At 43.0% G+C, this 21170-nt stretch carries 23 protein-coding genes; 16 read left to right on the top strand and 7 right to left on the bottom strand.

Annotated features, from left to right (window positions below; translation table 11 throughout):
* From ACEZ3G_RS07110 to ACEZ3G_RS07055, 12 genes are all read left to right on the top strand, one after another.
* Positions 1–1044 (top strand): VWA domain-containing protein, encoded by a 1044-nt coding sequence (locus ACEZ3G_RS07110; RefSeq protein WP_432424747.1) that lies wholly within the window; start codon positions 1–3, stop codon positions 1042–1044.
* A 1-nt stretch (position 1045) separates the two neighbouring features.
* Positions 1046–1894, top strand: a complete 849-nt coding sequence (locus tag ACEZ3G_RS07105; protein WP_432424746.1) for a tetratricopeptide repeat protein — start codon at positions 1046–1048, stop codon at positions 1892–1894.
* 47 nt (positions 1895–1941) lie between these two features.
* Positions 1942–3678 carry a BatD family protein gene (locus ACEZ3G_RS07100; protein WP_432424745.1) on the top strand — a complete coding sequence of 579 codons (1737 nt, stop codon included), beginning with the start codon at positions 1942–1944 and terminating at the stop codon, positions 3676–3678.
* The gene (locus ACEZ3G_RS07095; RefSeq protein ID WP_432424744.1) at positions 3675–4433 is read left to right on the top strand and encodes a tetratricopeptide repeat protein; all 759 of its coding nucleotides are present in this window, start codon (positions 3675–3677) and stop codon (positions 4431–4433) included. Before ACEZ3G_RS07100 ends, ACEZ3G_RS07095 begins: the two co-directional genes overlap by 4 nt.
* A 58-nt stretch (positions 4434–4491) precedes the next feature.
* Positions 4492–4788 (top strand): hypothetical protein, encoded by a 297-nt coding sequence (locus tag ACEZ3G_RS07090; RefSeq protein ID WP_432424743.1) that lies wholly within the window; start codon positions 4492–4494, stop codon positions 4786–4788.
* A gap of 77 nt (positions 4789–4865) precedes the next feature.
* The gene (locus ACEZ3G_RS07085) at positions 4866–6446 is read left to right on the top strand and encodes a SulP family inorganic anion transporter (RefSeq protein WP_432424742.1); all 1581 of its coding nucleotides are present in this window, start codon (positions 4866–4868) and stop codon (positions 6444–6446) included.
* An 11-nt stretch (positions 6447–6457) separates the two neighbouring features.
* Positions 6458–7297 carry a universal stress protein gene (locus ACEZ3G_RS07080; protein ID WP_432424741.1) on the top strand — a complete coding sequence of 280 codons (840 nt, stop codon included), beginning with the start codon at positions 6458–6460 and terminating at the stop codon, positions 7295–7297.
* Positions 7298–7315: 18 nt separating this feature from the next.
* The gene (locus ACEZ3G_RS07075) at positions 7316–7945 is read left to right on the top strand and encodes a carbonic anhydrase family protein (RefSeq protein ID WP_432424740.1); all 630 of its coding nucleotides are present in this window, start codon (positions 7316–7318) and stop codon (positions 7943–7945) included.
* Positions 7946–8062: 117 nt separating this feature from the next.
* Positions 8063–8689, top strand: a complete 627-nt coding sequence (locus ACEZ3G_RS07070) for a carbonic anhydrase (RefSeq protein WP_432424739.1) — start codon at positions 8063–8065, stop codon at positions 8687–8689.
* An 89-nt stretch (positions 8690–8778) separates the two neighbouring features.
* Positions 8779–10659, top strand: coding sequence for a SulP family inorganic anion transporter (locus tag ACEZ3G_RS07065; RefSeq protein WP_432424738.1), 1881 nt, complete (start codon positions 8779–8781; stop codon positions 10657–10659).
* Between the two features lie 67 nt (positions 10660–10726).
* Positions 10727–11746 (top strand): phenylalanine--tRNA ligase subunit alpha, encoded by a 1020-nt coding sequence (gene pheS, locus ACEZ3G_RS07060; protein WP_432424737.1) that lies wholly within the window; start codon positions 10727–10729, stop codon positions 11744–11746.
* Between the two features lie 29 nt (positions 11747–11775).
* Positions 11776–12171, top strand: coding sequence for a hypothetical protein (locus tag ACEZ3G_RS07055; protein ID WP_432424736.1), 396 nt, complete (start codon positions 11776–11778; stop codon positions 12169–12171).
* Here the strand turns inward: ACEZ3G_RS07055 and ACEZ3G_RS07050 are convergent, their stop codons facing one another.
* Both ACEZ3G_RS07050 and ACEZ3G_RS07045 read right to left on the bottom strand, forming a co-directional pair.
* Positions 12172–12678, bottom strand: a complete 507-nt coding sequence (locus ACEZ3G_RS07050) for a YciI family protein (RefSeq protein WP_432424735.1) — start codon at positions 12676–12678, stop codon at positions 12172–12174.
* The gene (locus ACEZ3G_RS07045) at positions 12657–13139 is read right to left on the bottom strand and encodes a CYTH domain-containing protein (protein ID WP_432424734.1); all 483 of its coding nucleotides are present in this window, start codon (positions 13137–13139) and stop codon (positions 12657–12659) included. The genes ACEZ3G_RS07050 and ACEZ3G_RS07045 overlap by 22 nt, the downstream gene beginning before the upstream one ends.
* A 33-nt stretch (positions 13140–13172) precedes the next feature.
* Here ACEZ3G_RS07045 and dinB point away from each other — a divergent pair, with 33 nt between their 5' ends.
* The gene (gene dinB / locus ACEZ3G_RS07040) at positions 13173–14273 is read left to right on the top strand and encodes a DNA polymerase IV (protein WP_432424733.1); all 1101 of its coding nucleotides are present in this window, start codon (positions 13173–13175) and stop codon (positions 14271–14273) included.
* On the opposite strand, the gene pyk is transcribed toward dinB, so the two are convergent.
* The 5 genes from pyk to ACEZ3G_RS07015 all read right to left on the bottom strand — a co-directional run bounded on the left by pyk (position 14270) and on the right by ACEZ3G_RS07015 (position 18638).
* Positions 14270–15712 (bottom strand): pyruvate kinase, encoded by a 1443-nt coding sequence (pyk, locus tag ACEZ3G_RS07035; RefSeq protein WP_432424732.1) that lies wholly within the window; start codon positions 15710–15712, stop codon positions 14270–14272. The genes dinB and pyk overlap by 4 nt on opposite strands.
* A gap of 3 nt (positions 15713–15715) precedes the next feature.
* Positions 15716–16180 carry an IPExxxVDY family protein gene (locus ACEZ3G_RS07030; RefSeq protein WP_432424731.1) on the bottom strand — a complete coding sequence of 155 codons (465 nt, stop codon included), beginning with the start codon at positions 16178–16180 and terminating at the stop codon, positions 15716–15718.
* 112 nt (positions 16181–16292) lie between these two features.
* The gene (gene rnc / locus ACEZ3G_RS07025) at positions 16293–17036 is read right to left on the bottom strand and encodes a ribonuclease III (RefSeq protein WP_432424730.1); all 744 of its coding nucleotides are present in this window, start codon (positions 17034–17036) and stop codon (positions 16293–16295) included.
* A gap of 8 nt (positions 17037–17044) precedes the next feature.
* Positions 17045–18295: a beta-ketoacyl-ACP synthase II gene (gene fabF, locus ACEZ3G_RS07020; protein ID WP_432424729.1), complete on the bottom strand. Its 1251-nt coding sequence runs from the start codon at positions 18293–18295 to the stop codon at positions 17045–17047.
* 109 nt (positions 18296–18404) lie between these two features.
* Positions 18405–18638 carry an acyl carrier protein gene (locus tag ACEZ3G_RS07015; protein WP_047247024.1) on the bottom strand — a complete coding sequence of 78 codons (234 nt, stop codon included), beginning with the start codon at positions 18636–18638 and terminating at the stop codon, positions 18405–18407.
* A gap of 245 nt (positions 18639–18883) precedes the next feature.
* Between ACEZ3G_RS07015 and purN the strand changes: the two genes are divergently transcribed.
* The 3 genes from purN to ACEZ3G_RS07000 all read left to right on the top strand — a co-directional run bounded on the left by purN (position 18884) and on the right by ACEZ3G_RS07000 (position 21132).
* Complete coding sequence (purN, locus tag ACEZ3G_RS07010; RefSeq protein WP_432424728.1) at positions 18884–19450, top strand: phosphoribosylglycinamide formyltransferase; 567 nt, start codon at positions 18884–18886, stop codon at positions 19448–19450.
* The gene (locus ACEZ3G_RS07005) at positions 19450–20085 is read left to right on the top strand and encodes a ribonuclease H1 domain-containing protein (RefSeq protein WP_432424727.1); all 636 of its coding nucleotides are present in this window, start codon (positions 19450–19452) and stop codon (positions 20083–20085) included. Before purN ends, ACEZ3G_RS07005 begins: the two co-directional genes overlap by 1 nt.
* 120 nt (positions 20086–20205) lie before the next feature.
* Positions 20206–21132, top strand: a complete 927-nt coding sequence (locus ACEZ3G_RS07000) for a PfkB family carbohydrate kinase (protein ID WP_432424726.1) — start codon at positions 20206–20208, stop codon at positions 21130–21132.
* Positions 21133–21170 lie beyond the last annotated feature (38 nt).

The following is a 21170-nucleotide window of genomic DNA, read 5'->3' as shown; positions in this document are numbered from 1 at the left end:
ATGATCCAGTTAGACGAAAAAATATATTTTTATTTATTGGCCATCGTTCCCGTGGTTATTGTACTGTTCGTAATACTGCATATCTGGAAAAAGCGAACACAGAAAACATTTGCCGATTTATCATTGCTCAAAAGATTGACCCCCGATAAATCGGACTACAAATCGACATTAAAACTGTTGTTTTTTCTTTTCGGAATTTCATTCTTGACATTAGGGCTGGTCAATCCCAAGATAGGCACGAAGTTGGAAACCATAAAACGCGAAGGCGTCGATATTGTTTTCGCAGTGGATGTTTCAAAAAGTATGTTGGCCGAAGACATTGCCCCGAACCGTCTGGAAAAGGCCAAGCGACTGGTTTCCGAGATCATCAACCAACTGGCCAGCGACAGGATCGGAATTATCGCCTATGCCGGGCAGGCTTTTCCGCAATTACCCATAACCACCGATTACGGAGCTGCCAAAATGTTCCTACAAAACATGAATACCGACATGTTGACTTCACAAGGTACGGCCATAGATGCGGCCATTGATTTGGCCACTACCTATTATGATGACGAGGAGCAAACGAATCGCGTACTCTTTATCGTTTCTGATGGCGAAGATCACTCAGAAGGGTCTACCCTTGATGCGGTCGAACGGGCCATAGAGCACGGAATTATAGTATATACCATTGGAGTTGGAAAAGCAAAAGGCGCCCCTATTCCAATTAAGCGCAACGGGGTCGTCGAGAGCTTGAAGAAAGATGCACAGGGCGAGGTCGTGATAACAAAACTCAACGAAGCCGTTCTCGAGGATATCGCAGATGACGGAAACGGCGAATACATAGACGGAACCAATACGGAAGAGGCGGTCGAGTTCATAAAAGAACAGTTGAACCAGATGGATAAAAAGGAATTCGAGGCCAAACAATTCGCTGAATACAAAGACCAATTCCAATGGTTTTTAGGAGCAGGGCTATTATTCCTATTTTTGGATATTTTTATTTTGGACAGGAAGACCAAATGGCTGCGTAAATTGAATTTGTTCAACGAAAAAGAAGTCTGATATGAAACGCTTGGTACTATGTGTTGCCTTCTTGGCGGGATACTTCTCGATTGCGCAAGAAGATGAAAAAGAAAGAAAAACGGCACTGCGCGAATCGACAAACCTTACTTGGGAAGGCAACAAAGAGCTTTCGGAAAATAATTTCATCGAGGCCGAAGTCGATTATCGAAAGGCGATTGCCAAAAGTGATGAAAACCATGCGGCTCCTTATAACCTGGGTAATGCCTATTACAACAACGAGGCGTACGCCGAGGCCTTCGGGCGTTACAAACAGGCCGGTGAGTTGGCCGAGGGCAAAGATGCCAAACATCAGTCCTATCATAACATGGGCAATGTCTTCATGAAACGAAAAGAATATGAAAAGGCGTTAGAGGCCTATAAAGAAGCCCTTCGAAACAATCCTACCGATGATGAGACCCGATATAACCTTGCTTTGGCCAAAGAAATGCTAAAAAAGGAACAAGAAGAGCAGAAAAACGACCAAAACAACGACGATAACAAAGACAACCAAGACCAAAAAGACAAGCAGGATCAGAACGAAGATCAAAAAGAAGGAGACAATAAGGAAGACCAAAAAGACGAGGGTGATAAGGGCGATCAAGGCGACGAAGAGAAAGATGAGAACAAAGAGGGTGAAGGCGATGAAAAAGAAGAGCAGAAAAAACAGCCCGATCAAGGTGACAAGCCCGAAGACCAACAACAAGAACAACAGCCCCGCCCCAACCAATTGAGTAAACAGCAGATCCAAAACCTCTTGGATGCCATGCAGAACGAAGAGAAAAAAGTGCAGGAGAAAATCGACGCCCAAAAAATACAGGGTGTAAAGGCAAAAAATGAAAAAGACTGGTAGATAAGATGTTCGTCAAACGATGTATTGTTCTATTTTCAATCGTGTTCATGACCTGCGGGTTGTGGGCACAAGAAGAAGATGCGGTTACTTTTGAGGTACAGGTAAGTAAAGACAAATTGGGCATCAACGAGCGTCTTCGTGTCGAGTTCGTCATGAACAAAGACGGCGATAATTTTACACCACCAGACTTTGAGGGTTTTAGGGTATTAATGGGGCCATCTACCCAAATCAGTTCGAGCTGGATCAATGGGGTTCGAAGCTATTCAAAGTCGCTTACTTATTTTTTGCAGCCTACGGTACAAGGCACGGCGACCATCAAACAGGCGACTATTGAAATCGGCGGTAAAATTTATAAATCGACGGCCAAGAAAATAACGATCGGCCCTGCGGTAGACAAGCCCAGTTCTGAAAAAACCGTCGACGATGTGGCCGATGAAAGTCTGCATCTCGTGGCCGAAGTCTCAAAAACGAATCCTTATCTTAACGAGGCTATCAGTGTAGTCTATAAATTATATGTCAGTCCGAATATTAGCGTATCGAACTATCATCCGTTGGACAACCCAAAATACAATAACTTCTGGAGCCATGACATTCCGGTTTCTAGACCGACCGCAGAGAATGGCTCCTATAAAGGCAAGCCCTATCGTTATGTAGTTTTAAAAAGAATAGTATTATATCCACAGAAATCGGGCAAACTTGAAATTGAACCGCTTTCACTTGAGGTAAGTATAGATGTGCCGACCAATAAACGTGATTTCTTCGGGCAGCGGATCTTTACCCAGACCAATAAAATTGTTTCCGCCGGCAAGCGTACCATTGATGTAAAGTCGCTGCCAACCGCTGGAAGACCTGCAGACTTCAGCGGTGCTGTAGGTAGTTTTGACTTTTCGGTAACTACCAGTAAGACCAATTTGAATGCGACCGAATCATTGCAGGCCAGGGTTCAAGTGAGCGGTAAAGGCAATTTGAAGTTGTTCAAACTTCCTGAACTCAACCTTCCCAGTTCCTTAGAGGTCTATGAGCCCGAATTTGAAGAAAACGTTCGAACAACATTGTCCGGTTCACAGGGTAAGGTAAGCGATAATTACACTATAGTTCCGTCTTTTAAGGGCAAGTATCCCGTACCAAGCATTTCGTTCAGCTACTTCGACCCCAAGACCGAAAAATACAATACGATCAATTCGAAAGAAATCGTAATCGATGTCATACAAGGCCCGAACAATACTGCCAGTAGTGGTTCGATACCATCTTCTGGTAACAGACAGTCTGTCGAGGTAACGGGTAACCTGTTCAACTTCATCAAACTCAAACCGAACCTATCCGCTATTGGAACCGATTATTTTTTCGGTTCGACCCGTTTCTTTTTGTGGATGTCACTACCGTTATTATTGATTCCGATTGCGATATTGTTCAGAAAAAAGCGAAAGGCCATAGCCGATGATGTCGCCGGAAATAAAATAAAAAAGGCCAATCGGTTGGCAAGAAAATATCTGTCGACCGCCAAAAAGGCGCTGGGCAATAAAGATGCATTCTATGTTGCGCTCGAAAAAGGGCTGCACAACTATCTCAAGGCCAAGCTAAAAATCGAGACCAGCGAGTTCAGCAAGGATAAAATTGCATCGCTACTTGCCCAAAAGCAAGTCGACGATGCCACGAACGAGGGTTTTATAGGGTTGCTCAAAAATTGCGAAATGGCCCGCTATAGTCCGTTTTCAGATGTGCAAATGCAGCAAGATTACAACAAGGCAAGTGAAGTAATTTCCCAAATTGACAAGCAATTATGAAAAAGTTGACGTTGTTTTTTCTGTTGGTAGTTGGTTTGTCGGTTTCCGCTCAAGATATAAACCTTTTTGATGGGGCAACGAAGGCCTATAATGAAGGTGATTATGAAAAAGCCGCTGAAAATTATTTGAAGATTTTGGAAAACGGCCATCATTCGGCCGAACTGTATTTTAATCTGGGTAATTGCTATTACAAATTGAACCAGATTGCACCGAGCATCTACTATTACGAAAAAGCATTGCTCTTAAGACCTAACGATTCAGAAACAAAGAACAATTTGACCTATGCCCAAAACATGACGTTGGATGCCATAGACAAGATTCCCGAAGCGGGTCTGACAAAAATCAAGAAGGACCTAACCGGGTTCCTGTCCTTCGATCAATGGGCGAAAATGGCGGTGGCCTTTATGATCTTATTCGTCATGTTCTATATAGCCTTCTATTTTTTCAGGTATTCATCGCGAAAGCGCATAGCTTTTATTTCAAGTATCGTCGCGTTGGTGATTTCGATCATTTCAACACTTTTTGCGTATATCCAATACGACGAATTCAAAGCGGACCAGCCTGCCATCGTGTTTTCAGAAGAGATTGTCGTGCGCTCTGAGCCGAACGATAGGAGCCAAGAAATATTCAAATTGCACGAAGGGGCGAAAGTAAACATACTCGAGGAACTCAACGACTTTAAAAAAGTACAAATCGCTGATGGGAAAACTGGTTGGTTGCCAATGGAAAGTATCAAAGTGTTAAAGGATTTTTAAACTTTAATTAACAGAAAATCAGCTTAAGACCTGTTATATTTGCAGTTTACGGCGGATTATGAAAAAAATTGCTCGTTTAACTCTTCTTATATTATGGGCGTTCGCAATTGTCGCTCCTAGCTTAATTACGCTGTACGATGTCGATAACCCTATAGTAGTATCGAACCTTAATGAAGAAGAGCAACAAGAAACGGGCAAAAAGGCCGATAGTGAAGAAAAATTTGTGGGCAGTGCTTCCTATGATTTTTCTCTGTTGGGCCTGTCGATGAAAACAGATATGGGTTATTATCATATCACCGGTTATTTCGATTACACCTTGGAAATAGTCCCTCCTCCTCCTAAACATATCGGTTAGTCTTTTCAACATTTCTTTATTCAAGTGACTAACCAGTCTTCCATTTTGATTTATGGGAAGACGTAATATCAATATTTATGTTTAAACATTTAAAAAGCGACCTTCCCGCAAGTGTCGTTGTATTTTTCATTGCCCTGCCATTATGCCTTGGAATAGCATTGGCCAGCGGGGCACCCTTATTTTCAGGATTGATTGCCGGTATTGTAGGTGGAATAGTAGTAGGGGCCTTAAGTGGTTCTCACATAGGAGTAAGCGGCCCGGCAGCCGGTTTAGCTGCGATTGTTCTGGTTGCCATCGGCACTCTGGGAAGCTGGGAAAATTTTTTACTTGCCGTGGTTTTAGGCGGGGTTATCCAATTGGTTTTCGGATTTTTAAAGGCCGGGATTATCGGATATTATTTTCCTTCCTCGGTAATCAAAGGGATGTTGACCGGTATCGGAATTATCATTATTTTAAAGCAAATTCCACATTTCTTTGGGTATGATGCAGATCCCGAAGGCGATTTTGCCTTTTTTCAGGTAGACGGTGAAAACACGTTCTCTGAAATCTTACAAACGTTTAACAACATTAGCCCGGGTGCGACCTTAATCGCTTTGATCGGTCTAGGAATTCTAATTTTGTGGAGCTCTGTACTCTCGAAAAAAGGAAAGTTCTTTCAACTGGTCCAAGGGCCCTTGGTAGCCGTTGTCATTGGCATCATTTTTTATAACTTGACGAAGGGCAGTGATCTTTGGGGCATTTCGACAGATCATCTGGTAAGTGTGCCCGTTCCAGAAGACGCATCTTCTTTTCTAGCGCAATTCAGCTTCCCCAATTTTGGGGCAATTGGTAATCCACAAATATGGGTCACTGCATTTACCATCGCCTTGGTCGCAAGCCTTGAAACTTTGCTATGTGTCGAAGCTACAGATAAGCTCGATCCCCATAAAAGGGTAACCCCTACCAATCGTGAGCTTCTCGCGCAAGGTACTGGCAATATTATCTCAGGCCTTATCGGAGGGCTTCCAATTACCCAAGTGATCGTTCGCAGTTCGGCCAATATTCAATCAGGAGGTAGAACCAAACTTTCGGCAATCATTCATGGCTTCTTTTTGTTGATTTCCGTTATTTTGATTCCTAGACTGCTGAATATGATTCCTCTTTCTGTTTTGGCGGCGGTACTCTTCATAGTAGGATACAAGTTGGCAAAGCCAGCATTGTTCAAGACCATGTACGATTTGGGTTGGAAACAGTTTGTTCCATTTATAGTGACCGTCTTGGGCATCATCTTTACCGATCTTCTGGTCGGTATCGCCCTCGGACTTTTAGTGGGCATCGTGGTCATATTAATAAAAAGCTATCAAAACTCACATTTTCTACACATTGAGGACAAGAGTAACGGAAAGCACAAAATAAAAATGACGCTTGCCGAAGAGGTTACTTTCTTTAACAAAGGAGCCATTTTGAAAGAGCTGGACAGCTTGCCAAGAGACACCTATTTGGAGCTGGATGTGCGAAAAACAAGATACCTCGATAACGACATCATCGAGATTCTCGACGATTTTGCGTTCAAAGCCCAAGAAAGGAACATCGATATACACTTGATTTCTGAACGAGGTATGGTCGAAAATCCGCCAAGTTTCATCGAGTTCTTCAAATTGCGGCCAAAATCCGCTTAAAAGCAAAAATTATGGCACCAAGCAAAAAATACTCCATAGCCGTACTATCAGATTTGAACAAATCTTCAAGTGCGACGATCAAAAGTACGGTAGCCCTTGCCAAAATGATAGGTGGCGATATAGCGGTATTCCATGTAAAAAAACCCTCGGATGTTATAAATCGCGATAATCAATTATCGGCAATGCGCACCATTAATGACGAACATACCAAGGTTGATAGACAAATGAAAAATCTAACCATGTCAATTTCGGAAGAATTTGGAATTGACATAGACTATTCATTTACCTTCGGTCACGTTAAAAATGAAATCAGTGTCTATATTGAAAAAAATAGACCTGATATCATAGTCTTAGGTAAGCCAAAATCCAACTCTTTCAAAGTATTGGGCGATAGCATTACCGAATTTGTTTTGAACAAACACAGTGGTGTGGTAATGATTACATCAGATAAAGCGGGGCCCGTTCCAAACCAGAAAATAGCATTCGGCACTTATAACAATTCAGAACCCGATATGAATTTTGAATTTGCCAAAGATATAATGGAACATGCTCAAACACCGTTGAAGTCATTCAAAATCATCAAAAATTCGGAATCGACAAAGTATGACCCGAAATCTAAAAATAAGAGAACTATAGAATATGTATTTGAACATAATGATGGAGCAATAAAGAACCTTTCAAAATACTTATCAAAAAACAATATAAACATATTGTCGGTCGATAGAACCGAGAAAGGCGCGAACGAGCTGCAAAACCAAATGACACCCGATATAGCTGCCATTATTAAAAAGTTGGATGTAACCCTTTTGGTCAGCGGAAAACAAGAATATAAAACTACAAATCATCAATAAGAAACTATAAAAGAAATTATGAAAGCACACACAAAAGAAACACAGGCCACTATGACCCCAGATAAATCCCTGCTATTTTTAAAGGAGGGTAACCAAAGGTTTCAAAATAACCTTAAGGCCAACAGAAACCTTTTAGAACAAGTCAATGACACCAGTGAAGGACAGTTTCCGTTTGCTACTATTTTAAGCTGTATCGATTCACGGGTTTCCGCCGAACTTGTGTTCGATCAAGGTTTGGGCGATATTTTCAGTATTCGTATTGCAGGAAACTTTGTCAACGAAGACATCTTGGGAAGTATGGAGTTCGCATGTAAATTAGCAGGCACAAAATTGATAGTTGTCTTGGGGCATACTAGCTGTGGAGCCATCAAAGGAGCCTGTGACCACGCCAGATTGGGCAATTTGACCGCGTTGATCAATAAAATCGAACCTGCTGTGGCCGAAGTTAAAGAACCGCGTGACGAGAATCAAAGAAACTCGGGCAATCTTGAATTCGTTGATAAGGTCTCGGCCAAGAACGTCCAACTTACCATAGGCAATATTCGCAAACGCAGCAGTGTACTTGCCGAAATGGAGAAGAACGGAGAAATCAAGATTATTGGTGGCATGTACGATATCGCGACCGGGGCTGTAGAATTCTATGAATAATATTCGCGCAAAAGTATATCGGAAACAGTACTGCAGTCAAAGTCCATACCAGTTATGGACTTTGACTTATTTAGTCTATCTTTCGACTAAATAAACCGTTATTTTGCTGAAGGGCCCATGAACCTAGATACCGTATTCAAGAACAATAACCACTGGATTGCCGAGAGACTTGTCATCGACCCCGACTATTTTAAGTCGCTCGCCAAAGGCCAAAACCCAGAATTGCTATACGTCGGCTGTTCAGACAGTAGGGTTACGGCCGAAGAACTTATGGGCGCACGGCCCGGTGAGGTGTTTGTGCACAGAAATATCGCAAATATGGTCATAAGTATCGACCTGAACGTGATGTCGGTGGTAAACTATGCGGTCGACCATCTGCGCGTTAACCATATCGTAGTCTGTGGCCACTATGGCTGTGGAGGAATAAAGGCAGCAATGCAGTCGGCGGATCTAGGGGTCCTCAATCCTTGGTTGCGAAACATTCGCGATGTATATCGCATCCATAGAAAAGAGCTAAACGCCATTGAAGACGAAACGAAAAAATACGACCGTCTTGTTGAATTGAACGTTAAGGAACAATGTGTAAATCTAATAAAGACAGCAACAGTACAGAAAGCGTATCGTGACAGAGGCTTAAGGGTTCATGGTTGGGTCTTCGATATACATTCAGGTAAGCTGATCGATCTCAAAATCGATTTTGAAGGCTATCTAAAGGATATTATGGAGATTTATCACCTCGATTGAGCACTATTTACAAAACGAGTATTGGTTCATATAGGTTTTTCTTTTAAAAAAATATATATTCAAAGTTAACAGTGATATTCCATTAGTTTATGAAGAACCTCTTTACCAACCTCAGGGGAGACCTATTTGGAGGTATTACAGCGGGCATCGTAGCCCTTCCCTTAGCCTTGGCATTTGGGGTAAGTTCAGGAATGGGGCCTAGCGCCGGACTTTACGGGGCAATCTTTATCAGTTTTTTTGCAGCCCTTTTCGGGGGCACGAATACTCAGATTTCTGGCCCCACGGCACCAATGACGGCCGTCAGTATGGTGGTAATTGCCGGTATAGTGGCGATTCACGACGGTAGTCTCGAAAAGGCCCTACCTGCCATTCTTATTGTCTTTCTACTGGCAGGACTGATGCAAATAGGGCTAGGCATCATAGGAATCGGCAAATACATCAGGTATATACCTTATCCAGTAGTATCGGGGTTTATGACTGCCATTGGAATAATCATCTTGATAACACAGATCTTGCCGACCATAGGATATTATCCTAAGGAAGACGTCGAATTTGTTGAGAATTTCAAACCCCATGCAGAAGAAATCATTCTCGATAATATTTTAAAGGAAGAAGCAGGTGAGGGTATCTTGGTCCTGGAAGATTTCGAGGAAACCATTAAAAGGGCCAAAGAAATCACCAATGCCGACATTCTTAAAGAAGCCCGTACTTTGGCAAAGAGCGAGGCATCGGGTGTCATCGGTGCCTTTAAGGTTCTACCCAGGGCATTGAAGAACATCAACTGGTTAGAGTTCGCCCTGGCCCTTGCAACGATCATTATCATTTATGGCTTCAAACGAATAACGACCGTAATACCAAGTGCACTCGTTGCACTTATCGTTGTCTCGGGAGTTGCCTATGGTCTTGGGTTGGATTATCGGCCGATCGACAAAATTCCGGGAGGATTTCCCGTACCCAATCTCAATATTTTTACCCAATTTGAAATAAGTTCGGTATCGCCTTATATTTTTACCGCGCTGACTTTGGCCCTCTTAGGGGCAATCGATTCCCTGCTGACCTCTGTAGTAGCCGACAATATGACCAAAACCAAGCACAAACCGAACAAAGAATTGGTCGGGCAGGGAATTGGCAATAGTATCGCCGCCATATTTGGCGGTATCCCTGGCGCCGGCGCGACCATTCGTACGGTAGTCAACATCAACGCCGGGGGCAAGACCAAATTATCAGGTATGATCGCCGGTATCATGCTGTTGATCATTATGATGGCTCTTGCACCGGTCGCATCTCAAATCCCCGCTGCGGTACTTGCCGGTATTTTGATTACGGTCGGTATCGGGGTAATGGACTATAAAGGCCTTAAGGCCATCCCTAGCTTGCCGAAAGACATAAAATTAGGGCCTTTGAAATTAAGTTCCGAAGTACTTATTATGCTTGTAGTGCTAGTACTTTCATCTGTATGGAATCTTGTCTATGCCGTAGGAATAGGTTTAGTAATCGCATCGTTAATGTTCATGAAAAAGATGGGGGACCTAACCGCGGAAAGATCCGACATCAAGGCGCTCGAAAAAGAAGTAGGTTGGGCAGATGAAGTCGGTTTTCCGAGTAACCTTAAGGAAGAAGTTTTTATCAAACATCTCAAAGGACCCCTGTTTTTTGGTTCTACAAGTGAATTTCAGGCCTTGGCACAGCAGATTCCGAAAACGGCCTCTACGGTAATTATTCGAATGGATCGCATGCAGTACATGGACCAGTCAGGCCTATATACCTTGGAAGACATTCTCATCGATTTGAGAAAATCGGGCATAACCGTTCTATTCGTTGACGTACTTCGACAGCCCAGATATATGATGGAGAGGGTTGATGTCATTCCTGATCTTATTCCAGAAGACAATATATTCGATACGTTCGAAGAGTGCCTTGAATGGATAAAGGCCAATGTAAAAGATGTGTACCCCTCAAAAGAGGATTAAAGACTTTCATAATATTTGCAGACCAAATGGCATAAAATCGATAAATTTGTCGACCTAGCCGAGCGTTATGATTGATACGATTAAAGAGCATATTGCAGAAGTGGAAAAATTCAAGGCTGATTCGAAGGAAGCGGTTGAGAATTTCAGAATAAAATATTTGGGCAAAAAGGGGCTTTTGAACGAATTTTTCAAAGAATTCAAGAATGTGCCCAACGATCAGAAAAAAGAATTCGGCCAAACCATAAATGAGCTCAAACAAGTCGCGACCGACAAAGTAAATACCCTCAGAAGTATACTGGAAAACAAAACTGATGAAAGCGGTATCTATGGTGATCTGACACGACCGGGCGAACCCATCGAACTTGGTTCAAGACATCCTATTTCAATTGTAAAGAACCAGATTATCGAGATTTTTTCGAGAATCGGCTTCAACGTTTCCGAAGGCCCTGAAATCGAGGACGACTGGCACAATTTTACCGCACTCAACCTTCCGGAGCATCATCCTGCAAGAGACATGCAGGATACTTTTTTCATTCAGACAGATCCCGATATTCTGTTACGTACCCATACCTCATCGGTACAGGTCAGATATATGGAGAACCACAAACCTCCGATTCGCACTATTTCCCCCGGAAGGGTATATCGCAACGAGGCCATTTCAGCGCGTTCGCATTGTTTTTTCCATCAGGTAGAAGGTCTTTATATCGATAAGGACGTTTCTTTTGCGGATCTTAAGCAGACCTTGCAGTTTTTTACCACCGAACTTTTCGGAAAGTCAAAAATTCGTCTTAGGCCTTCTTATTTCCCGTTTACGGAACCCAGTGCAGAAGTTGATGTCTATTGGGGGCTTGAAACGGAGACCGACTACCGTATGACCAAAGGTACGGGCTGGTTAGAAATCATGGGGTGCGGCATGGTCGATCCGAACGTATTGACCAATTGTGGTATCGACCCCGAGGAGTATTCAGGTTTTGCCTTTGGTATGGGAATAGATCGAATTGCCCTTTTGTTGTATCAAATATCCGACATTCGATTACTGAGTGAAAACGACGTGCGATTCTTGGAACAATTTAAAAATGCCCTCTAAAAAAGGCAAGTCTTTTTGTATCCCGATCCATGAAAAAAGATATTGAGATTCCCGTAGATGAAAATGTTTTTGTGGCCGCCGTGAAAGAGTCGAACGGGGAATTACTAGCCGAAAACTGGTATGTTTACGTAATCAATGCACGTCACACTTATATCGAAACCGTTATTGTCGTGTCAAAAGGGTATGGCGATGCTGCAAAGACTTCGACCATACGGCGAAGTATCGAGATTATGCCTGCTCGTTCTTTTCAAAAAATAGAATTGTTGCCCGAAAACCTTTTGGCATTGGAAAACGAGTTCTTTATTACCTTTTTTGCCGACGGTAAACTTTACGAACGCAAATGTGTTTTTAAAGCAAACAGCATTAGCGATGCACGATCGGTAAACATTCCTGTATTGGAACAAGACGGTGTTTGGGCATATTAATCAGCGCAAGGGAAAGCCTTTTGCTGCCCACCACGGATGAATCTCGATCTCTAATCTCCCTGCTTTTACCATGGGATCCATATTGGCAAGACTGTCAGCCATTTTTTGGGTAGGCACATTATAGATCGTAATGCCCCGAATATCGCCATCATCACCGAAGGGGCCCGAAATATCGGCGAATCCATGTTCGTACATGCGGCCCAAATGAGCCAAATGCAGGTTCTGTAGGCTATCGGTCTCTTGCTTGTTCTGCGAACGATTCGGCCCTCGTTTTAAAAACGCGATGAAGTACTGCTGCATTAGTACGGTGTCTTTGGTTTCTTGGTCAATGTAATCGAAGATCTCGAATCCTTTAGAGGTCAATTCTTCCTTAAGCTTTTTGGTCGATATTTTCTTCTCGACGACTTTATTGTCAGTTGGGGCGGCAACCTTTGCATTATTATCCTCTTTACATGAAAATGCGATCAAAAAAATCGCCGACAGTATTAATCTGGGCAGTTTTTCCATTGTGCATATGGGTTTTTACTTAGTTGTGAATTATAATATTTGATGTCGCCGGTTACTTCTTTACCCAACCAATCGGGTTTTTCAAAGGGTTCATTTTCTTCTTGCAATTCTATCTCCGCCACGGTCAGGCCCTGATTTGCACCATGAAATTCATCTACATCAAAAATATGGGTGCCCACAGGAATTTTAAATCTGGTTTTCTCGATCAATCCTTCTTCACAAATTTTCAAAAGGTCCCTTGCCTCTTCTATGCTGATCTCCGTTTCCCATTCAAAACGCGAAGTGCCCGACCCGTTCGAGGCTCCCTTTACCGTTAAAAAGCCAAAATCGCCATTGATCCTAACCCGAACGGTGCGTGAAGGGTGGGTGTTGAGAAATCCCTGTGAGATCTTTTCCATCGATGCCGCCCTTTCTTTAAAAGCATCCGATTTTACCAAAAACTTCCGTTCGATTTCAATCATAACCTATTATCGAAGTTATCATAAATTTACGATATGGAAAGAGATTTTCCCTTACGAAAAATCATCCATGTCGATATGGATGCCTTCTACGCCTCTGTAGAGGAGTTGGATAATCCTGAACTAAAGGGAAAACCTGTAGCTGTAGGCGGAAGCGAAAACAGAGGTGTTGTCTCTGCGGCAAATTATGAAGCCCGAAAATATGGTGTGCGAAGCGCAATGAGCGGCTATTTGGCCAAAAAGAACTGTCCGCATCTTATCTTCGTGAAACCCCGGTACGCGAGGTATTCTGAAATCTCTAAAAAAATCAGGAGCATATTTTTCGATTATACCGACCTGGTAGAACCCCTTTCTTTGGACGAGGCCTATTTGGATGTTACGGTCAACAAGAAGGGAAATCCTTCGGCAACCTTGATCGCCCAAGAAATTCGACAGCGAATTTTTGACGAAGTGGGCTTGGCCGCCTCCGCGGGAATTTCAATAAATAAATTCATCGCCAAGGTCGCTAGTGACTATAACAAACCGAATGGACAGAAGACCGTAAACCCCGAAGAGGTGTCACGGTTTTTAGAGGATCTCGAAATTCGCAAGTTCTATGGGGTCGGAAAGGTCACCGCCCAAAAAATGTACAAGCTGGGCATTTTTACGGGCAAAAACCTTAAAGAGAAACCATTGGAGTTTCTTGAAGAGCATTTCGGCAAGAATGGTGCCTACTATTACCATGTGGTTCGCGGAATCCACAATAGCGAGGTCAAGCCCCATCGCATTCCGAAATCGGTCGGTGCCGAACGCACATTCAAAAAAAACCTAAGCAGTGAAATATTCATGCTGGAGCGATTGGAGCATATCGCAGAGGAACTAGAACGCCGCCTGAACAAATCAAAAATCGCCGGCAAGACCATAACCCTAAAAATAAAGTATAGCGATTTTACCTTGAATACAAGGAGCAAGACCCTGCCCTATTTTGTTTCCGATAAGGCACTTATACTGGAAACCGCAAAAGAACTGCTCTATCAAGAAGTACTTCAAAATTCCGTCCGCTTGTTGGGTATTTCATTGGCCAACCTAAATACCGATAATAAAAAAACCGAATCTAGGGAAGATTCGGTTTCGGTGCAGTTGAAGTTTGATTTCTAAAACGCACAGGTCTCGATTTCGGTAACCCGTAACGTATTGACCATACCTTTGTCCTTAATGGGCATGGCCGCCAAACTGATTAGCATGTCACCGACGTCCAAAAAACCTTTTTTACATGCTATGGAATTGACGTCTTCAATGGTTTCATCGGTTGAGACAAATCGATCATAATAAAAGGCTTTTACGCCCCATAATAGGTTCAGTTGGGTCAGGATCCTTCTATTTGAGGTAAATACCAAAATATGGGCACTAGGCCGCCACGCCGATATTTGAAATGCCGTGTAGCCACTGTTGGTCAAGGTAGATATTGCCTTGGCCTTGATTTCGTTGGCCATTATAGCGGCATGATAGCAGACCGATTTCGTAATATATCTTTTGGTACGTATATGTGGTGGGTCATGCGGTACATGTATCAGTTCAGAGCCTTCTACGCTTTGCAGAATACTTGACATTTTTTGAATTACCTGTACCGGATAATTTCCAACCGAAGTCTCGCCTGAAAGCATTACCGCATCGGCCCCGTCCATCACGGAATTGGCCACATCGTTCACCTCGGCTCTTGTCGGGGTCAGGCTCGTGATCATGGTCTCCATCATCTGGGTGGCGATTATTACGGGAATTCGCGCTTTTTTAGCACGTAAGACCAACTGTTTCTGGATCAAAGGCACCTCTTGTGCCGGCACTTCGACCCCAAGATCTCCGCGTGCTACCATAAGGCCATCGCAGTAGGCCACGATCTTGTCTATGTTTTCTACGGCCTCAGGTTTTTCGATTTTTGCAATAATCGGAATCTTATGTTCCGAATGCTCTTTGATAATATTCTGTAGATCGATCAAGTCTTGGCTGAAACGAACAAAGGAAAGGGCGATCCAATCCACATTTTGGGAGATGGCAAAAATGGCATCTTTTATGTCTTTCTCGGTCAGTGCGGGCAATGAGATATTGGTGTTTGGCAGATTGACCCCTTTTTTTGACTTGAGCGGCCCACCTTGTACTACTTTGGCCCGTACTTCGTTCTCTCCGTTCGTTTCGACTACCTCGAAAATCAATTTGCCATCATCCAATAATATGCGCTCTCCTGCCTTGACATCCTTCGGAAAGGCGGTATAGTTCATGTAAACCTTTTCAGAATTTCCCTCAAAAGGCTTTCCCGTAACAAAGGTAATCTCATCACCGGGGCTGACAACGACTTCACCGGCCATGACACCCACACGTAGCTTTGGCCCCTGAAGATCGGCCAAAATCGAAATATTGGTTTCCAACTCTTCGTTCAATTCACGGATAATATTGATCCGTTCTTTTACGTCATCATAGTTGGCATGAGAAAAATTTATACGGAATACATCCACCCCGGCATCGATCATATCTTTCAACACCTCCCTTTTGCTCGTCGCCGGCCCTAAAGTGGCCACTATCTTTGTTTTCTTTTTACTTGGCATTCATTAAAAAATTAGGTTGTTCTTTGATTTCAGGTTTTCCACATCTATTCTGTATGCCGTCAATATTTCGGGCATGCCCAATAACTGTTTTACGATTAAATGGGTTCCGTCCAAATAATCCTGTTCGATCTTAATAAAAAAATCGACCTCTTTATACTCTGGCAACAAATAGTTCTTGGCAAACGTGGGCTCATCTCCAAAAAGATCCCTTCCTGAGGTATACACCAGTTTAACGCTATTATTGGCAATCAAAGACCAATGGCTGTCGTTTACTTCGTCTCTCCACTCAAAAATATGAAACGAAACGGATGGTTTTATTTCAAAATCCTTTCTGGTCCTCCTAAAATTGACCTTCAAACTTTTGTTAAGGGCATATCCCAAGGCATAGTCTTCCAAGCTAGTGTGCAAAGCTATCAATGAAAAAGAATCTTCGAAAAAGTCTTCGCCGATCTTGTGAATTGCTGCCATAGTTGTAAAAAAACATAAGTGTAAAGATAGTTTTTATAACCAATAAACCCTATTTCGTTGAGAGCTTTCGGGGCAATTAAGGAGTCAAAGTCGTGTTCAACTTGTCGTTATACTATCGAGATGGTCTTTTCATTTTTTCCTGAAGGGCAAAATAGGCCCGCTTCGAGGCCCTTTCTTCGGCCTTTTTTTTTGATGTTGCTCTGGCTTTTGAGACCACGTTGCCGTCGATGGAGAGTTTTACCGCAAAATGTTTCAGAACATCATTGCCGGTATCTTCATAAACATTGAAATCAAAGGTCTTTTTTTGTTTTTGGCACCATTCGATGACCAAGCTCTTATAGCTAATGACCTTACCCTCTAATTGCTCAATATCAACATAGGGTTCGATTACGCGTTTCTGTATGAACTTTTCGCAATATTTATAGCCCCGATCCAAATATATGGCCCCTACCAATGCCTCGAATACATTGCCATGAATATTTTCCCCAAAATGGGTTTTGGGAATTCTACTTTCAACAAATCTTATCAGGTTCAAATCTTTTCCAAGTTCGTTCAAGTGTTCCCTACTTACGATCTTCGACCGCATCTTGGTTAGATATCCTTCATCACCCAAGGGAACTTCGTTAAAAATATACCTTGAAATGATGGTGCCCAACATTGAATCTCCCAAAAACTCAAGCCGTTCATAATTCACCGGATTGCCGTCTTTGTCTTTCTTATTGGCAGATCGGTGCAAGAAAGCTTTTCTATAAATTTCTGTTTTTTTGGGTTTGAAGCCCAATATTTTTGTGATTCCCAAAAAAAAATCCCCATCCTCTTTTGAATGGGAATTAAATAAATTGGATGGGAAATTCATTTTACGGACTAGTCGATTTTCTTGAAAACCACACAAGCGTTATGGCCCCCAAAACCAAAGGTATTGCTCAAGGCTACATTGACGTCCCGTTTTTGGGGCTTGTTCAATGTTAGGTTCAATTTCGGGTCAATATTCTCGTCCACAGTGGTATGGTTAATCGTTGGCGGAACAATACCATGCTCCATGGCCAGTACCGACGCAATCGCCTCAATTGCTCCGGCTGCACCCAAAAGGTGGCCGGTCATCGATTTCGTGGAATTGATATTGATGCTGGGCGCGTGATCGCCGAAAACCTCGGAAATCGCCTTTAGTTCGGCCACATCGCCCAATGGGGTAGATGTACCATGCGTGTTAATGGCATCGATATCTTCGGGCTTAAGACCGGCATCTTTCAAACAATTTTGCATTACGCGAACTACCCCTATACCATCGGGGTGCGGGGCCGTCATATGATAGGCGTCGCTTGACAGACCCCCGCCAACAACTTCGGCATATATTTTTGCGCCTCGCGCCTTGGCATGTTCATATTCCTCCAAGACCAGGGCTCCCGCCCCTTCGCCCAGAACGAAACCATCTCTTGTCGCGTCAAATGGCCTAGAAGCGGTCTCAGGACTATCATTTCTGGTCGATAAGGCGTGCATGGCGCCAAAACCGCCCATGCCTGCAATGGTGACCGCCGCCTCACTTCCTCCGGTAACAATAACATCGCAGGTTCCCAATCGAATATAGTTCAAGGCATCTATCATGGCATTCGCCGATGAAGCACAGGCCGATACCGTAGTATAGTTGGGGCCCATGAAACCATGTTTGATCGAAATATTGCCCGGGGCGATATCGGCTATCATCTTGGGGATGAAAAAGGGATTGAACCGGGGGGTGCCATCTCCTTGGGCAAAGTTCATGACCTCATCTTGAAAAGTTTGAAGGCCACCAATACCGGCGCCCCAGATAACCCCTACCCTGAACTTGTCGACGGCATCCAAATCAAGTTTTGCGTCAGCAATCGCCTCATCTGAAGAAATAAGTGCATACTGCGCGAAACGATCCAGCTTTCGGCCTTCCTTTCGATCAAAATAATCCTCTGTGCTATAATTCTTTAATTCACAGGCGAACTTAACCTTGAACTTTTCGGTATCGTAATAGGTAATCGGAGCAGAACCGCTCTTTCCGTTGACCAATCCATTCCAATATTCCTGAATATTGTTACCGATCGGGGTCAAAGCTCCCAACCCCGTAATCACAACTCGTTTTAACTGCATTGAGTTTAATTTTTGGTCCAATAAGTCAAAGGTAAATTAAAAAAAATTATCCATGCAGTTTGGTACACCACATGGATAATTTTGAAACTTGTTCAAAAAAGCATTGAAATTACTTCGCTTCCTCTATATAACTTATGGCTTGGCCAACCGTTGCGATGTTCTCAGCTTGATCGTCAGGAATCTGAATATCGAACTCTTTCTCGAATTCCATAATCAACTCAACAGTATCCAATGAATCTGCCCCTAAGTCGTTGGTAAAGCTAGCCTCTGATACCACCTCGTTCTCATCAACTCCCAGTTTATCAACAATGATAGCCTTTACTCTTGATGCAATGTCTGACATAATAATATTGGTTTTAAAAATTTAAATTGTTGGCAAAAATAAAAAACTTTGGTTTAATAATCCCATTTGTACCTAAAATGTCAGGTAATTTAAGAAATTTAAATACAAACATGGTATTTTAGCCCCAAATAATCAATCTTCGGTAATGGCTGTACTTTTCAAGGGAAACGCTTAATCAAAAACTCGATCTCGAAAAAGTTCTAAAAATCACATCCGACCGCCCATGGGCATTAATTTTTTTTCAGATGAAGCATATCGTACTTTTCGCTTCCGGTTCTGGATCCAATGTCGAAAACATTGTGCGCCACTTTCAAGACAATCGTAATGTTACCGTTGCCGGGGTATTGACAAACAAAAGGGATGCCAAAGTAGTGGATAGATGCAATTATCTTAATATCAGTTGTTTGTATTTTAATAAAACTGCGTTCTATAGTACCGATTGTGTATTGGGTATCTTGAAATCGTTAAATCCCGACCTAATAGTACTGGCAGGCTTTCTTTGGAAGATGCCCAAAAAGATCATCGACCATTTTCCCATGAAAATCATAAATATACATCCGGCACTTTTGCCCAAATATGGCGGTAAGGGAATGTACGGAAGCCATGTACACCAAGCGGTCAAGCACAACGGTGAAATCGAGACGGGTATAACCATTCACTATGTGAACGAAAATTATGATGAAGGTGCCATCATCCTTCAAGAAAAGACAAAGGTGCACCCCAACGATTCGGTCGATGCCATTGCAGAAAAAGTACATGAGCTCGAGTATGAGCACTTTCCGAAAGCCATTTCGAAATTGCTGAACATCTAATGGCAAAAAAAGAAAAGTTTTATACGGTCTGGAAAGGCAAACGTCCAGGTATCTATACAACCTGGGAAGATTGTAAAGCGGCAATAACAGGTTATAAAGGCGCACAATACAAGTCGTTCCCGACTTTTGAAGCGGCCAAAAAAGCCTATAATGGCAATTATGAGGAGTATAAAGGAAAGAAAAAAGGAGAACCATCACTGACCTCGGAACAACTGCTTAAAATTGGAAGTCCGAATTACCACTCCATATCGGTAGATGCGGCATCAAGTGGAAACCCAGGGGTAATGGAGTATCAGGGCGTGGATACAAAAACAGGCAAAAACCTTTTTAAACAAGGCCCTTTTCCCGAGGGCACCAACAACATCGGAGAATTTTTGGCCATCGTACACGGACTTGCCTTTTTGAAAGAACGTAAAAGCGACCGGATCATCTATACAGATTCGAGAACCGCGATGAGCTGGGTCCGCAAGAAAAGCTGTAATACCAAACTAAAGGAAACCGCAAAGAACAAAAAGCTTTTCGATTTGATACGCCGTGCGATTAATTGGTTGAACCAAAACGATTACCGTACACCGATCGTTAAATGGGAGACCAAGGCATGGGGCGAAATACCTGCTGATTTTGGTAGAAAATAATGGGCCTGCAGCCCGTTGGGCGACGAAATCAACCCTTGAACAATTTTTGATAACTTGATTTGCCGGGCACTCGTAATTGGCGAACCAAAACCTTATATTTGCAGCTTAATTTTAAAGCTTATGGGTAAGCTCCTCATTGTAGGTACCGTTGCATTTGACGAAATAGAGACCCCTTTTGGGAAAACTGGCAAAATCTTAGGAGGTGCGGCGACCTTTATCGGTTTGGCGGCCTCACAGTTCGATGTCGATTCGGCGATCATTTCGATTGTAGGGGAAGACATGGAACAAGAGTACCTAGACCTTCTAGCAAATAAGGGTATTGATCTGTCAGGACTCGAAATAGTCAAAGGTGGCAAGACCTTTTATTGGAAGGGCAAGTATCATAATGATCTCAATTCTAGGGACACCTTGGTAACCGAACTGAATACTTTGGCGGATTTCAATCCCGTGGTTCCCGACCATTTCAAAGATGCCGACGTAGTTATGCTCGGCAACCTGCACCCGAGCACCCAAATGAGCGTCATCGATCAGATGGAAAAGCGGCCAAAACTCATTATTCTTGACACCATGAACTTTTGGATGGATAATGCCCTGCCTGAATTGAAAGACGTAATCAAGTACATCGACGTGATTACGATCAATGATGAGGAAGCGCGCCAATTGACCAATGAGTATTCATTGGTAAAGGCCGCGGAAAAAATTCAAGATATGGGCCCCAAATTTGTAGTCATCAAAAAAGGCGAGCATGGCGCACTTTTGTTTCATGAAGAAAAGGTCTTTTTTGCTCCCGCCCTGCCCTTGGAAGAAGTCTTCGACCCTACCGGTGCCGGCGACACTTTTGCGGGAGGCTTCGCAGGCTATATCGCAGCCACGGGCAATACTTCTTTCAACAGTTTAAAGAACGGGGTGATACACGGTTCGAACCTCGCATCGTTCAGCGTGGAACGATTTGGCACCGAACGCATGCAAGATCTTGAAAGGGATGAGGTCAATAAAAGGCTGCATCAATTCAAGACCTTGACACAATTTGACATTGAATTAAAATAAGTTAAATATGCCCTGTATGACGGGGCTTTTTTAATAAC

It is taken from the genome of Meishania litoralis, assembly GCF_042611095.1.
Taxonomy (GTDB): Bacteria; Bacteroidota; Bacteroidia; order Flavobacteriales; family Flavobacteriaceae; genus Meishania; species Meishania litoralis.
Note: the sequence above shows the minus strand (reverse complement) of the source record. Positions and strands in the feature narration are given on the sequence as shown.

What these genes read in the sequence shown, in the direction of transcription:
- ACEZ3G_RS07110 (WP_432424747.1), top strand. Translation starts at nt 1, where the DNA reads ATGATCCAGTTAGACGAAAAAATATATTTTTATTTATTGGCCATCGTT.
- ACEZ3G_RS07105 (WP_432424746.1), top strand. Translation starts at nt 1,046, where the DNA reads ATGAAACGCTTGGTACTATGTGTTGCCTTCTTGGCGGGATACTTCTCG.
- ACEZ3G_RS07100 (WP_432424745.1), top strand. Translation starts at nt 1,942, where the DNA reads ATGACCTGCGGGTTGTGGGCACAAGAAGAAGATGCGGTTACTTTTGAG.
- ACEZ3G_RS07095 (WP_432424744.1), top strand. Translation starts at nt 3,675, where the DNA reads ATGAAAAAGTTGACGTTGTTTTTTCTGTTGGTAGTTGGTTTGTCGGTT.
- ACEZ3G_RS07090 (WP_432424743.1), top strand. Translation starts at nt 4,492, where the DNA reads ATGAAAAAAATTGCTCGTTTAACTCTTCTTATATTATGGGCGTTCGCA.
- ACEZ3G_RS07085 (WP_432424742.1), top strand. Translation starts at nt 4,866, where the DNA reads ATGTTTAAACATTTAAAAAGCGACCTTCCCGCAAGTGTCGTTGTATTT.
- ACEZ3G_RS07080 (WP_432424741.1), top strand. Translation starts at nt 6,458, where the DNA reads ATGGCACCAAGCAAAAAATACTCCATAGCCGTACTATCAGATTTGAAC.
- ACEZ3G_RS07075 (WP_432424740.1), top strand. Translation starts at nt 7,316, where the DNA reads ATGAAAGCACACACAAAAGAAACACAGGCCACTATGACCCCAGATAAA.
- ACEZ3G_RS07070 (WP_432424739.1), top strand. Translation starts at nt 8,063, where the DNA reads ATGAACCTAGATACCGTATTCAAGAACAATAACCACTGGATTGCCGAG.
- ACEZ3G_RS07065 (WP_432424738.1), top strand. Translation starts at nt 8,779, where the DNA reads ATGAAGAACCTCTTTACCAACCTCAGGGGAGACCTATTTGGAGGTATT.
- pheS (WP_432424737.1), top strand. Translation starts at nt 10,727, where the DNA reads ATGATTGATACGATTAAAGAGCATATTGCAGAAGTGGAAAAATTCAAG.
- ACEZ3G_RS07055 (WP_432424736.1), top strand. Translation starts at nt 11,776, where the DNA reads ATGAAAAAAGATATTGAGATTCCCGTAGATGAAAATGTTTTTGTGGCC.
- ACEZ3G_RS07050 (WP_432424735.1), bottom strand. Translation starts at nt 12,678, where the DNA reads ATGGAAAAACTGCCCAGATTAATACTGTCGGCGATTTTTTTGATCGCA.
- ACEZ3G_RS07045 (WP_432424734.1), bottom strand. Translation starts at nt 13,139, where the DNA reads ATGATTGAAATCGAACGGAAGTTTTTGGTAAAATCGGATGCTTTTAAA.
- dinB (WP_432424733.1), top strand. Translation starts at nt 13,173, where the DNA reads ATGGAAAGAGATTTTCCCTTACGAAAAATCATCCATGTCGATATGGAT.
- pyk (WP_432424732.1), bottom strand. Translation starts at nt 15,712, where the DNA reads ATGCCAAGTAAAAAGAAAACAAAGATAGTGGCCACTTTAGGGCCGGCG.
- ACEZ3G_RS07030 (WP_432424731.1), bottom strand. Translation starts at nt 16,180, where the DNA reads ATGGCAGCAATTCACAAGATCGGCGAAGACTTTTTCGAAGATTCTTTT.
- rnc (WP_432424730.1), bottom strand. Translation starts at nt 17,036, where the DNA reads ATGAATTTCCCATCCAATTTATTTAATTCCCATTCAAAAGAGGATGGG.
- fabF (WP_432424729.1), bottom strand. Translation starts at nt 18,295, where the DNA reads ATGCAGTTAAAACGAGTTGTGATTACGGGGTTGGGAGCTTTGACCCCG.
- ACEZ3G_RS07015 (WP_047247024.1), bottom strand. Translation starts at nt 18,638, where the DNA reads ATGTCAGACATTGCATCAAGAGTAAAGGCTATCATTGTTGATAAACTG.
- purN (WP_432424728.1), top strand. Translation starts at nt 18,884, where the DNA reads ATGAAGCATATCGTACTTTTCGCTTCCGGTTCTGGATCCAATGTCGAA.
- ACEZ3G_RS07005 (WP_432424727.1), top strand. Translation starts at nt 19,450, where the DNA reads ATGGCAAAAAAAGAAAAGTTTTATACGGTCTGGAAAGGCAAACGTCCA.
- ACEZ3G_RS07000 (WP_432424726.1), top strand. Translation starts at nt 20,206, where the DNA reads ATGGGTAAGCTCCTCATTGTAGGTACCGTTGCATTTGACGAAATAGAG.